At 50.8% G+C, this 12,842-nt stretch carries 12 protein-coding genes and 1 other RNA gene; 5 read left to right on the top strand and 8 right to left on the bottom strand.

Translation table 11 applies throughout. The features are described from left to right. Positions 1 to 26: 26 nt before the first annotated feature. Both gltC and AC4G46_RS11705 read right to left on the bottom strand, forming a co-directional pair. Positions 27 to 938: a glutamate biosynthesis transcriptional regulator GltC gene (gltC, locus tag AC4G46_RS11710; protein WP_491128075.1), complete on the bottom strand. Its 912-nt coding sequence runs from the start codon at positions 936 to 938 to the stop codon at positions 27 to 29. Between the two features lie 13 nt (positions 939 to 951). After that, positions 952 to 1,578, bottom strand: coding sequence for a rhomboid family intramembrane serine protease (locus AC4G46_RS11705; protein WP_221795721.1), 627 nt, complete (start codon positions 1,576 to 1,578; stop codon positions 952 to 954). 111 nt (positions 1,579 to 1,689) lie between these two features. Here AC4G46_RS11705 and tpx point away from each other — a divergent pair, with 111 nt between their 5' ends. After that, positions 1,690 to 2,208 carry a thiol peroxidase gene (tpx, locus tag AC4G46_RS11700; protein ID WP_491128074.1) on the top strand — a complete coding sequence of 173 codons (519 nt, stop codon included), beginning with the start codon at positions 1,690 to 1,692 and terminating at the stop codon, positions 2,206 to 2,208. 158 nt (positions 2,209 to 2,366) lie between these two features. Here the strand turns inward: tpx and AC4G46_RS11695 are convergent, their stop codons facing one another. The 4 genes from AC4G46_RS11695 to cshA form a co-directional block, all read right to left on the bottom strand. Beyond that, a complete protein-coding gene (locus AC4G46_RS11695; RefSeq protein WP_068727867.1) occupies positions 2,367 to 2,756 on the bottom strand; it encodes a DUF1499 domain-containing protein in 390 nt (129 codons plus the stop codon). 200 nt (positions 2,757 to 2,956) lie between these two features. Further along, positions 2,957 to 3,149, bottom strand: a non-coding RNA gene (gene ssrS / locus AC4G46_RS11690) — 6S RNA. A gap of 104 nt (positions 3,150 to 3,253) precedes the next feature. Beyond that, on the bottom strand, positions 3,254 to 4,105 hold the full coding sequence (locus AC4G46_RS11685; protein ID WP_491128073.1) for a YesL family protein: 852 nt from the start codon (positions 4,103 to 4,105) through the stop codon (positions 3,254 to 3,256). A 322-nt stretch (positions 4,106 to 4,427) separates the two neighbouring features. Next, entirely contained in the window at positions 4,428 to 6,092 is a 1,665-nt protein-coding gene (gene cshA / locus AC4G46_RS11680; protein WP_491128072.1) for a degradosome RNA helicase CshA, read from the bottom strand. A gap of 317 nt (positions 6,093 to 6,409) precedes the next feature. Between cshA and AC4G46_RS11675 the strand changes: the two genes are divergently transcribed. The 4 genes from AC4G46_RS11675 to AC4G46_RS11660 all read left to right on the top strand — a co-directional run bounded on the left by AC4G46_RS11675 (position 6,410) and on the right by AC4G46_RS11660 (position 10,557). Beyond that, on the top strand, positions 6,410 to 7,243 hold the full coding sequence (locus AC4G46_RS11675; protein ID WP_491128071.1) for a YitT family protein: 834 nt from the start codon (positions 6,410 to 6,412) through the stop codon (positions 7,241 to 7,243). Between the two features lie 163 nt (positions 7,244 to 7,406). Next, positions 7,407 to 7,601, top strand: a complete 195-nt coding sequence (locus AC4G46_RS11670) for a hypothetical protein (RefSeq protein ID WP_068727877.1) — start codon at positions 7,407 to 7,409, stop codon at positions 7,599 to 7,601. Positions 7,602 to 7,839: 238 nt separating this feature from the next. Further along, positions 7,840 to 9,066 (top strand): putative glycoside hydrolase, encoded by a 1,227-nt coding sequence (locus tag AC4G46_RS11665; RefSeq protein ID WP_491128070.1) that lies wholly within the window; start codon positions 7,840 to 7,842, stop codon positions 9,064 to 9,066. Positions 9,067 to 9,186: 120 nt separating this feature from the next. Beyond that, positions 9,187 to 10,557, top strand: a complete 1,371-nt coding sequence (locus tag AC4G46_RS11660; RefSeq protein ID WP_491128069.1) for an MATE family efflux transporter — start codon at positions 9,187 to 9,189, stop codon at positions 10,555 to 10,557. Between the two features lie 131 nt (positions 10,558 to 10,688). Here AC4G46_RS11660 and pfkA read toward each other — a convergent pair whose 3' ends face one another. Both pfkA and AC4G46_RS11650 read right to left on the bottom strand, forming a co-directional pair. Next, the gene (pfkA, locus tag AC4G46_RS11655; RefSeq protein ID WP_068727881.1) at positions 10,689 to 11,660 is read right to left on the bottom strand and encodes a 6-phosphofructokinase; all 972 of its coding nucleotides are present in this window, start codon (positions 11,658 to 11,660) and stop codon (positions 10,689 to 10,691) included. Positions 11,661 to 11,726: 66 nt separating this feature from the next. Beyond that, the gene (locus tag AC4G46_RS11650; protein ID WP_491128851.1) at positions 11,727 to 12,809 is read right to left on the bottom strand and encodes a tetraprenyl-beta-curcumene synthase family protein; all 1,083 of its coding nucleotides are present in this window, start codon (positions 12,807 to 12,809) and stop codon (positions 11,727 to 11,729) included. Between the last annotated feature and the right edge of the window lie 33 nt (positions 12,810 to 12,842).

The raw sequence follows: 12,842 nt of genomic DNA, 5'->3' as shown, positions 1-12,842 counted from the left end.
AGCTGAAACAAATAACCCGGAAGGCTCTAGCCTTCCGGGTTATTGTTGTTTTTGTCCCTGAAATAGGTTAGCAGGAAAGTCCTGAACGATCTGGCAACCAGCGGCAGCTTACCGTCACTGCGGTGAATGATGCCCACCGTCCGGGTAACAGCCGGTTCTACGACTCTAACCTGGGCAGGCTGCATCGGATTCGTCTGGTACAGCGCCGTCTCCGGAAGCAGGCTAACGCCCATGCCGGCGGCAACCAGACCGCGGATGGTATCCGTCTCCCCGCCTTCAAAAGCGATCTGGGGCTTAAAACCGGCCTGAATACAGGCCTGCCAGACAATCGGCCTCAGGGAGTACCCCTGGCTGAACAATACGAACTTCTCATCACGCAGCTGTTCAAGCCGGATCACCGTTTCGCCAGCCAGCGGATGATGCTGCGGCAGGATGGCAAACAACTCCTCTGTCATTACGATATCTCCGGCAACATGGCCGTCATTCTCCGGAAAAGGGGAAATAAACGCCAGATCCACTTCACCCGACGAGACATCCTTGATCAGGGACGCATAGGTCCCTTGCTTGAAGCGGAACCTGACATTAGGGTAGTGCCTGCGGAACTCTGCCACAATGGACGGAATCAGGTGCGTTCCCAGACTGTGCGGAAAGCCGATACGGATCTCCCCCAGCTCCGGGTCGAGGAATTCATGCACCTCTGCTACAGAGCGCTCCAGATCCTTAAGCAGCGTTTCGACCCGCTTGCAAAAAAGCTGCCCTACAGGCGTAAGCTGCAGATTCCGGCCTTTTTGCATGAACAAATCCACCCCAAGCTCATGCTCCAGCTGATGAATCTGGCGGCTTACCGCCGACTGGGCTACATGCAGCTCCTCCGCCGCTTTGGTAACATGCTCCTTTTGGGCAACCTTCAGAAAGTATTGCAGCTGTCTAAGTTCCACTTCCCAACCTCTCCTATCGCCTGCTTCTTTTTAAAAGACGGATAATCAGCCCGTACAGGAAAAACCCGGCAACCAGTCCGCCCAGATGAGCCATCCAATTGACATACGGAGTAACAAACGACATCACAATCCCCATCACCAGCAGCCCGTACAGTGTCTTACGTGAGCCCTCATCCATCATCCCGCGCTGAAGGGTGGCGATATATAGAAATGCGCCGTAAATCGCGTATATCGCGCCAGAGGCGCCTACAGATACGGTAGCGGTATAAGGATCCGGCGTCCCGCCCAGTGCAACCGAAAGCACATTGGCCAGAAACCCGCCGATAATGTACAGGATTGCATAGCGCCACCAGCCCAGCAGCCGTTCAAGCGGAGGAGCAAACACCAGAAGCGAGAAGCTGTTAAAGAAAAGATGGGAAAATCCGTTGTGCAGGAACATAGCAGCAAAATAACGCCACAGCTCTTCTTTTTCCGGCCCGTTATCCACCACAGCACCTAGCTTCACAAGCGTATCCAGATTTGTTGAACCGCCGTTCAGCGATGCTACTATAAACATCACAAGGTTCGCTAACAGAAGAATAACGGTTACGGGATAGTATCGCAGATAGCTTTTCCAGTTTTCGTAACGTATGAATATCATGGCACCCATCCTTTATGTATGTTGTCCGGTTGGACATCAACCTTCTAAAACGATTATAATTTATTCTGGCAGTAACAATCCAATATTGTAACCTGAGGAGGAAACAAGGACATGACGCAAGAAAGAACAGGCGTAGCCGCATTCAAAGGCAATCCGATTACACTGGTGGGACCTGAGCTCAAAGCCGGAGACAGCGCTCCCGATTTCACAGTAAGCAAGAACCTGCTGGAGGACGCTACACTGGGCGACTATGCCGGCAAAATCAAGCTGATCAGTGTCGTGCCTTCCCTGGACACAGGCGTATGCGACGCCCAGACCCGCCGCTTCAACAGCGAAGCAGCCGAGCTTGGAGACGACGTAGTCATCCTCACCATCAGCACAGATCTGCCGTTCGCCCAGGCCCGCTGGTGCGGCGCTGCCGGCATTGACCGGGTTATCACCCTGTCTGACCACAAGGAAGCCGCCTTCGGACAAGCCTACGGCGTACTGATCAAAGAATTCCGCCTGGATATGCGCTCCATCTTCGTTATCGACAAGAACGACAAATTAACTTATGTTGAGTACCTTGGCGAAATGTCCGAGCACCCGAATTACGAAGCAGCGATTGCCGCCGTCAAAGAATTGCTGTAGTTCCACAAAGCCGGACGATATAAAAGAAATACGATATGTTAAAAAAGCGGCAGAAGGCTTTCCTTCCGCCGCTTTTTGTTATAGATAACGCATCCTATTATATAGCCGGATTCTTCCGGAAACCGCATACAATCACCGGACAGCAACCCGGCGGTTCATTAGTCTGTCTTGTACTTGCCCAGCTTCTTGTCCAGCGATTCATACAGGCGCTGAATTACACGGTAATTGGCACCCAGGTCGCCAAGCGAGCCTCTGGATGCGGAATATATGTCGATACCACAGCGTACCGGCGAGGTATTCAGTACGGATACTGTTATGTCCAGCGTACGTCCAAACCCCGTTCTTTTCTCCAGGGTAATTTCTCCTACGGACTGCACCTCATGCAGAACCTTATAACCGGGAATTTTCTTCAGTGTTGAAGACACTTCATCCCATGCCTTGTCTTTCGAAAGAGTGTAATAACGTGTCTTTAATGCCGGATCCTTTGCACGGTCGCTAGTTCCGTCATGACTGCGGAATATACCGACCAATGTTCTTTTGAGCGACAAAATATTTCCCCCTCTTTTAGTCCCAAGTTCATTATTATCAGTGTAACATTCTTAACCCAGGAACAAAAGAGCATAGCTCACTTTCCTGGACCTCTATGTAAGAAAGGCATCTGCAGATACCGTTTCCAAAAAGGCAAAACAAATAAAAAGGTGCCCTGAATCCGCAATTGCGGGATACAGGGCACCTTGTCAAAATCAGCAGAAAACCCGCCTATGCCGTCCGGCTACAGTGTCTTCTGAACCTGCGAGAGCAGGTGGGTGACCGCAGAAGTCGTTTTTGAATTCCCCAAGTCGTATAGACAGGGCTGTTCAGCCGCGCTCCGTATTAAGTCTCCCGAGACATTATCATTGGTTCAAAACAACGAGCAACCGTAACGTACATCGCAGGATTTATAACTATTATATTGCGTTTTGACGAAAATGTAAACCTGTATGCGCTTTAATTAACACTGGAATTAAATTCTCGTCCCTTTTTGCCGGTGATTGTAACGCTGATATTAAAACCGTTTAGGTGATCTGGAATTATCCTTATCATCGAAATCGTCATCATCGTCGTCATCATCGTCATCGTCTTCCGCAAGCAGCCGCTCTGCCGCTTCTTTTTCCGCTGCTTCCTGTGCCTCCAGCTCCTGCTGCTGTTTTTTCTCAGCCTGCAGCTGCAGCTTGTTGTAAGTAGCAAAGAAGTTAAAGAAGGCCAGCATAGCAACCAGTGTAGGAATGCAGATCACATACAGTACAGGGTACCGCAGACCTATATATGCAAGCAACGCAGAACCGATCAGTGTAGAGAACACACGAATAGGCCGGGCGATGGTCAGCAGGACAGAGTTCTTAATAACTTCCTTAAAGGTCATCTGGTAATGAACGACAATTGAGAAGAAGTTAAACATTGATACAAACAGAATAATCATCAGCACCAGCATCAGAATACCGACGATTCTGAAATTGGCCATTTGAGTCATGTATACGGTCACATCAACGTACATTATAACAAACAGCACGGTATAGATGAGTCCCCCAAGCATGCTCTTGAGATAATTTTCTTTGTAACCCTGGAAAAAAGTACGGAATGTGCTGACATCCGTGTTGCCCATCACCCACTTGCGCACCACCGTAAACAGCGCAGCCGTAGCGGGGAATACCGTAAACGGTGCCAAAATCCCCAGTGCCCAGTTAAGCGTAATCTGTTCGTTGGGCCCCCCTGTTGCTGAACCAAGCATAATAATCTTCATCACAGCGATAAACAAAAACGGAATCGAACACAGCCCCCATAATATATTGCTGAAGGCAATACGTGAAATCCATTCCGTGATGCGGTATAAACCGCCCATAGCTCCTTTAAACTCCAATTCCCTTCCTCCTGTCTGTCTCGCGCATACTGCGTACCTTAACTATAACCTATTTGACCCGGACTTTTCCAGCGCCCATTCTTATGAATTCGGGTTACGGTCTATGCAGACTGAACGAATTGACTATAAATTAGAAGATTTACCTTAGAAATCGGATTTGCGGAATTGTTATTGACAGTTACCGCTGCGTTAATTCCGCCTGCCAGATAAAGACCAAATATTGTACTAAATCAAACATCAGCATATATTTGAACAGCACAAAAAAAGCGAGAAACCGCTGAGCGGTCTCTCGCCTTCTAAATGCCGGAATACCGGCTGCTGCTTAATTATCGAAGTCTTCGCGCTTAGCCGGGCGTGTGCCAGTACCGCTTGGACGGTTGTACGGCTTACGCTCGGAACTGCGGCCTGCATCATCGCGGTTGCCTTTGTAGCCGCCGCTGCTGCTATTGCTGCCGTAGCCGCTGCTGTAACCGCCGCGTGTTGTTCCGCCGGCGTTGTCACGGTTGCCCTTGTAACCGCCGCCGTAGCTTCCGCCTTCACGGTTGCCGCCTTCACGGTTACCACGGTATCCGCCGCCGCTTCCGCCGGAACGGTTGCCGCCGTAGCCGCCGCCGTTTGGCTTGCGTCCGCTGCGGATGTCGTACTTGCCACCGCGGCGCTTAGCACGGATCGGATCCTCAGGTGTCAGTTCAACCTGCGCATCCTTGGATTCGCCAGTCAGCAGCTTCATTGCTGCAGACAGCAGCTGTACAGAATCGTACTGCTCCAGAAGCTGGATCGCAATACCTTTGTATTCGTTCAGCTGATCTCCAGCTTCAACCATTGCCAGCAGGCGTTCTGCTGTAATGCGTTGTTTGCCTTCAATCGCTTCTGCCATTGTAGGCAGCGGTTTGCGGGTGATGCGGTGACGCGTAACACGCTCAATCAGGTGCAGGTGATCAATTTCGCGCGGTGTTACGAACGACCATGCTGTACCTTCTTTACCGGCACGGCCGGTACGGCCGATACGGTGTACATAGCTTTCCGGATCCTGCGGAAGGTCAAAGTTGATTACATGTGTTACACCGGATACATCGAGTCCGCGTGCAGCTACGTCAGTAGCTACCAGAACGTCAATACTGCCGTCACGGAATTTGCGCATAACCGCATCACGCTGATTCTGTGAAAGGTCACCGTGCAGTCCGTCAGCGGAGTACCCGCGTTTCTGCAGGCCTTCAGCAAGCTCATCAACACGGCGCTTGGTGCGGCCGAATACGATAGCCAGTTCAGGGGATTCCATATCGATCAGGCGGCTCAGGGCCTCAAACTTCTGACGCTCAGGAACTTCAATGTAAGCCTGGTCGATCAGAGGTGCGCTGATCTGCTTAGGAATTACTGATACGTGCTGCGGATTCTTCAGGAACTGCTGGGCAAGACGCTGGATGTTCGGAGGCATAGTGGCCGAGAACAACATAGTCTGGCGCTCTTCCGGTACAAGCTTGAGGATGCTCTGGATATCTTCCATGAAGCCCATATCCAGCATTTCATCAGCTTCATCCAGTACGATGGTCTGAACGTCGTCCAGGCGGATGGTCTTGCGGTTGATGTGATCCAGGAGACGGCCTGGTGTACCGATAATGATCTGAGGTTTTTTCTTCAATCCGCGGATTTGGCGTCCGATGTCCTGTCCGCCGTAGATGGCCAGGGAACGGAGACCCTTGAAGCGGGACAGTTTGCCGATTTCTTCAGCTACCTGAATAGCCAGCTCGCGGGTAGGCGTCATAACAAGCGCCGTGATTTTTTCGTCTTCCCGGGAGATTTTGGAGATAAGAGGAATACCGAAGGCAGCGGTTTTACCGGTACCTGTCTGAGCTTGGCCGATCATATCCGCTCCTGTCAGCGCGATCGGAATCGCCTGCTCCTGAATCGGTGTTGACTCCTCAAATCCTAGCTCTGTGATTGCCTGAAGCACTTTGGGCTCCAGGCCGAATTCTGCGAATGTTTTCAAATTATTCATGCTCCTTCTATACAGTGGACATTCCACATGCTTATCTGTATTCTTAAGTAGCGGTAAACACCTATATAGGCTGTCCAATCATGCCGCAATCTCTGCATGGGTTTACGCGTATGGGACGAAAAAAATGTCCTTTAGATCAGGTCAGGTTAACGGCCTGAACAATTGTAGCTTCACATCCGAAGCAATGCAAAAATACCATTGTAACGTTCTACTCAAGAATATCCTATACATTATATCACAAACCTATTTAGGAATACCAGTGTATTCCTTTCTTTCATTACTTACATTACATGTCAGAGGTGAAACGCTTGTTAAAACTTAGACAAATCGGCAGTTGCCTTGCTGTAATCTTCGGTTCAGCAATGATTGCCTGCGGCTTTAATCTGTTTCTGATCCCCCACAGGCTGCTTAGCGGAGGGGTTTCGGGTCTGGCCATGCTGGTCGGTTACTTTACCCCGTTCAATATCAGCCTGCTGTATCTGCTCTTCAATGTACCGCTGCTTGTTGCCGGCTGGTTCCAGCTGGGACGGAGATTTATTATTCTCAGCATCCTTTCCGTTGGCTCCACCACCTGGCTGATGACCCTGGTACCGGAAATAACCGTAGCTTCCGATATGCTGCTGGCCTCCGTATTCGGCGGTGTGCTTGTTGGTGTCGGCGCCGGCATCTCCTTCCGCATGGGCGGATCCTCCGGCGGGTTTGATATCCTCGGTTCCATTATTACCCGATACCGTGACTTTCCAATCGGAAATGTGCTGGTCGGATTAAACGGATTAGTCATTCTGGCCGCCGCCTATTTCGATGATAATTGGAATCTGGCGCTGGCCTCCATGGTTTCCATTTATGTAACCGGCAAGGTAGTCGATCTGATTCACGTCAGCCACATCAAAGTCACCGTATACATTGTAACAACCCGTACCGAAGAGCTGCTCGAGCAGCTCCTTCCGCTTCAGCGCGGCGTAACCAAAATAAAGACCGAGGGCGCTTATTCTCATATCGAACGGGACATGCTAATGACTGTGACAACACGTTATGAGCTGGCGGAGCTGAGACGGATCATCAAAGCCAGCGACCCGCAGGCCTTTGTCAATATTGTGGAAACCGTAGGTGTTATGGGCTCCTTCCGGAGAAGATCCAGCTGAAAGAAATGCGCGTATTTTAAAATTGTGATATATTAGATTCACGCAGGACCTAATAAATTCATGAGGATTGTGCTTTACCCCTCTTTTTTCCAGGCACTTCGTTTTACGGATGTTCCCTGAATGAACCGTTCAGTACCATTCGAAAAAGGAAAGGGTGACTCTTATGGAAATGGAAACGGTAAAACTGTCAGCAATCGTCATGAGGTGGTATCCCGATATGATGCCGTTTCTCAAGCAGGACGAATTGAATTCTGTAATCGTGCTGCGCGACGGTCTAAGCATTCTGGAACCGGCGGATGCCATGGATATCATCCATTACAGCATTTGTGAGCATCAGAATCCTGCGTATCTTCAATAAGCACGACCGCTTGATGGCAAGTTTTGATTTGTTGCCGCCCGGAGCCAGCCATTGCCGCTCCGGGCGGCATTTACTTTTAATATGGAGGTTTAGAATCGGTACAGTCCGTTTAAAAACTCAAAGGGCGGTAAATATCCTGGCTTTTCAAAATTACACGGATTGTTACAAGTCTGTTCTTTTTGGATGCTGCCGTTCCATTATACTTTAAAGGAATGTACATAAAGGGAGAGAATACACAATGAACATCACCTGGGCATTACTAATGATGGCTCTGGGCAGCGTTGGCGTCCAGTCCGGCGGACATGAATCCGACGTCTCCGCAGCCCTGCAGTCGGCTGTTAATCCACCTGTCACGGCAGAACAGGCCGGATCCACTGCTTCTAATACATCAGCCGGAAATGTATCACCATCCCCTGCCCCAAGTGCTACACCCGCAGCGGACAGCGCACTTCATACGGATCCGCAGCCTGATGCGCCCAAGGTCAAAGGCATCTACGTCACTGCTTACAGCGCAGGCGGCTCCCGGATGGAGCAGCTCCTTGCTCTCCTTGACAAGACCGAGCTCAATTCGATGGTCATCGACATTAAGGACGACGCCGGATATATCACATATAAGACTGACAATGCCGAGCTGCAGGAAATGGGCACACCCCAGAATTTCATCGGCGATATCAACAAGCTTATGACACGGCTGAAGGAGCATGACGTCTATCCGATTGCCCGTATTGTAGTGTTCAAGGATTCCGTGCTGGCCAAGAAGCATCCGGAGTTGTCCTTCGTCAATTCTGACGGCAGTGTCTGGAAGAACAAAGGCGGCGACAGCTTCGTTAACCCGTACAATGAGAATGTATGGAAATACAATGTGGACATTGCCAAGGAAGCAGCAAAGCTAGGGTTTAAGGAGATCCAATTCGATTACGTCCGTTTCCCTGAGGGTTTTGAGAAACGCGCCGATACACTGAAATATACCAAGAGTGACCGTCCGCGCGTCGAAATCATTGCAGACTTCGTCAAATATGCCAAGGCTGAACTTGCCCCGCTCGGTGTCAGAGTATCTGTTGATATTTTCGGTTATGCGGCATCTGTCCCTGCAGCAGAAGGCATCGGCCAGGATTTTGTCAAAATCTCCAAAAATGTCGATGTAATCAGTCCGATGGTATATCCGAGCCATTACTCCACCGGCTGGTTCGATGTTAAGGATCCCGATAAGGATCCATACGCGACAATCAAGGGCTCCATGGTCGATACCCATAAGAAGCTGGACCCGCTGGGCAGCTACAAGCCGGTGATCCGGCCGTGGATTCAAGACTTTACCGCCAGCTGGCTGGGAAGCGGTCATTTCATTAAATACGGCAAGCAGCAGGTTGAAGATCAGATCCGTGCGCTGAAGGACGAGAACGTAGATGAGTTCCTGCTCTGGAACGCCAATAACCGATACACCTCAGATGTTGATTACGAGCAATAAGATTTAAGCCATCATATCCATTATATCCGGCTGTTAAGCGGATTCGGGACCCGGCAGATGCCGGGTCTTTTCCTGAATAAAATCTTTAAAAATCTTATCCAGATAATGAGGCAGCTATCCATGAAACAAACGCATTCACTCAGACAAAAGGCCGGGCAGTTCTTACATATTCTTTTTCCCATTCTGATTACCCAAATCGCTTTATCGGCCATCACCTTCTTCGACACCAATATGTCCGGTAAATTCGGCACGGATGATCTTGCCGGTGTTGCAATCGGCACAAGCCTGTGGATTCCTATCCAGACCGGCCTCAGCGGGATTCTGATGGGTATCACCCCTATCGTATCCCACCTGATCGGCAGCAGAAAAAATAAGGATGTAGCCTACCAGGTAACCCAGGGCCTATGGCTTTCGTTGCTGATTTCACTCCTCGTGCTGGCCGCAGGCAGCCTTGTTCTGTCCCCGGTACTGAATTTCATGAATCTGGAGCCGCAGGTCAGGGATATTGCCTTCCGTTTCCTCTGTGCCATCTCCATCGGAATTATCCCCCTGTTCGGGTATACCGTACTGCGCAGCACCATCGACGCCCTGGGACAGACCCGCGTTTCGATGCTGATTACGCTGATTGCCCTTCCGGTCAATGTCGGCCTGAATTATCTGCTGATCTTCGGGAAATTCGGCTTCCCTGAGATGGGTGGTGTAGGGGCGGGTGTTGCCTCGGCAATTACCTATTGGGTTATCTTTGCAGTCGCCCTGCATTTCATTTACCGGTTTGAGCCGTTCAAGAGCCTGCAGCTGTTCCGCAAGTTCTACGGGCTTTCTCTTAAAAGCTTCAAGGAACTGCTCAAGATCGGCGTGCCGATCGGGTTCTCCATCTTTTTTGAGACAGCAGTGTTCTCCGCCGTCACACTGCTGATGAGCCGCTTCGACACCGTTACGATAGCGGCCCATCAGGCAGCCATCAACTTTGCCTCTACTCTGTATATGATCCCGCTGAGCATCTGCATGAGCCTAACCATTCTCGTCGGCTTTGAGAGCGGGTCCGGCCGGCTGAAGGATGCGCGCCAATACAGCATTATGGGCATTGGCTCCGCTGCTGCACTGTCGCTGCTAACCGCACTCGTCCTGTTATTCGCAGGCAATCACGTAGCCGGTCTCTATTCGGACGAATCCGAGGTGATTGCCCTGATCCAGCATTTCCTGATCTACGCAATCTTCTTCCAGATTTCAGATGCAATAGCCACACCGACCCAAGGCGTGCTTAGAGGGTACAAGGATGTAAATCCGGCTTTCATCATCTGCTTTATTGCCTATTGGGTGATCGGTCTTCCGACCGGCTACCTGCTGGCCACCTATACAGACATGGGAGCATACGGCTACTGGATCGGGCTGATCGCCGGTCTAGCTATTGGAGCCATACTGCTGCTGGGCCGCCTCGTTAAGGTTCAGCGGAATTTTTCCGCCCGGATCATTGAGCAAAATAACGGCTGACCATACTTTCGCAAGCGGTCCTGTCCTCCTCCTGACTCCGGGAAGGACAGGGCCGTTTTATCATCCTCTGCAATTTACCCGAAATGTAAAAAGCCGCCTAGTAATAGGCGGCTTAAAAGCATATGCTGATGTTATTGGGACAGACGGGAAGCCAGCTCGTACAATTCAGTATCGAATGCCTTCTTGGTGTTTACAACTGTATCAATATCGGTAATAGTCAATTCACCTTTAATGATTCCGCAAGCTTTGGCGGATTCGCCTTCAATCAGCTTACGTACAGCAAAGTCGCCGAGACGGCTTGCCAGGTTGCGGTCTGCCGGAGTCGGCGTACCGCCGCGCTGAATATGGCCCAGCACCGTCACGCGGGCGTCGAGTGAAGCATGGCGGTCTTTGAGCGCCTGGGCTACATCTTCGCCTTTGCCTACGCCTTCAGCAACAATTACGATACTGTGGCGTTTGCCTCTGGCAAAGTTGTCCTTCATGCGGTCTGCCACTTCATTAAGGTCATACGGCATTTCCGGTACAAGAATGGTTTCAGCACCTGATGCTAGACCGGCGTGCAGAGCAATATCTCCGCAGTGGCGGCCCATAACTTCGACAATGGAAGAACGCTCATGAGAGGACATAGTGTCACGGAGCTTGTTGATGGCATCCACAACAACGCCTACCGCTGTATCAAAGCCAATGGTGTAGTCAGTGAAGGAGATATCATTGTCAATAGTTCCCGGCAAAGCCATTGTCTTGATACCAAGCTTGCTGAGCTTGTTGGCGCCTTGATAGGAACCATCACCGCCGATAACCACCAGACCGTCGATCCCCATTTCATTAAGGATATCCGCACCCTTCTGCTGGCCTTCCGGTTTAATGAACTCCAGACAGCGTGCCGACTGCAGAATCGTACCGCCGCGCTGAATAATGTCGCCTACACTGCGCAGATCCATCGGGAAAATATCACGGTTCAGCAGGCCCTGATAGCCGCGTTGAATCCCGTACACTTCAATTCCATAAAAGATTGCGCTGCGCACTACCGCGCGGACAGCCGCGTTCATGCCTTGTGAATCTCCACCACTGGTAAGTACTGCGATTTTTTTTACGTTTGACATCCTGTTAGTTCCTCCTTAAATTGTGCGAAGCATGGTTCCCTTAAACGGAAATTAAGCCCCGCAGCCTTAGTACATGTGCTTGCGGATCCAGCGGCTGTTGACGAAGAAGAACAATCTGGTAAGCGGGCTTCTTCTCATCAGCCGTTTGGATACCGAACGAACCTCCCGCTGTTCGCTGACTTTTGGATCGGATAAATAAAGTGCCAGAAGCCCCTCGATAACCATCCGATGCATTGAGTTCTCAGGCAGACTCCGGACATCCTTGCGGGCCCACTCCACGATGGAAGCAATCCGATTCAGCATGGTATCAGTATTGTCGTAATAATTGCAGAAATTGAGGTCACCGCCGGCCCGGTCTTCATCCTGATCAATGAGATAGTCCAGCATAATGTGCAGCCCGCAGACATGCGGAAAGTAAGCAGCACGGATCGAAGCCGCTTTCGACTTGTCCAGACGGGGGTCACACGCAGACAGAAACAGCATAAACACCCCCAGCGTAGAGCCGGTGGCCGCCGCAAATTCATTCCAGTGAAGATGGGGGGCACGCTTGCCTTCCACAGCCCACCATTCCTTCAGAGCATCTTCCCTGAGCTCGGGGCGGATATGCTTGTACACCTGCAGATCTGTATATAGCACAGCGAGATCATAAATCTCTTCAGCAGCTGCAGCGTAGCCCGGTAAAAGCGCAGTCATCTCCTGGCACTTGCGGACCAGCCTGCGCAGGTATCCCCCGTCATTCTGTTCGCTGCGCAGCGCATAGTAATTGACGGGTTCGGCATCCGGTCTGATTGCATCCAGCATCGACTGATGCAGCAGCCTGAAATCGGCCGGATCAAGCGAGGTGCTGCGGTCACACAGATTATCCAGATAATCACTGATCGTTTGATAGGCGACAATAAGCGGAATCAGTATATGTCTCATCGACAAATTGCCGGCGGCATAAATTCCGCCGCCTTCACAATGAAACTGTTTGGTTTCAATGCTGGCAAGCGCTTGTTTCCGGAGCTCGGGATCGGGAATCCCATCTGCATCCTCACGCCAGGAGTGCAGACACTCCCGGACTTCCGGCAGCACGTACTTATAAACCCGGCTCATAAGCCCTATCGGACCGCGCGGGCTTAGGTTACGGCCTTGCTCAAATTCATTCAATGACAGTGCCTCCACATTGTTGTCTCCTTATCC

This window comes from Paenibacillus sp. fava2 (genome assembly GCF_058313675.1).
Note: the sequence above shows the minus strand (reverse complement) of the source record. Positions and strands in the feature narration are given on the sequence as shown.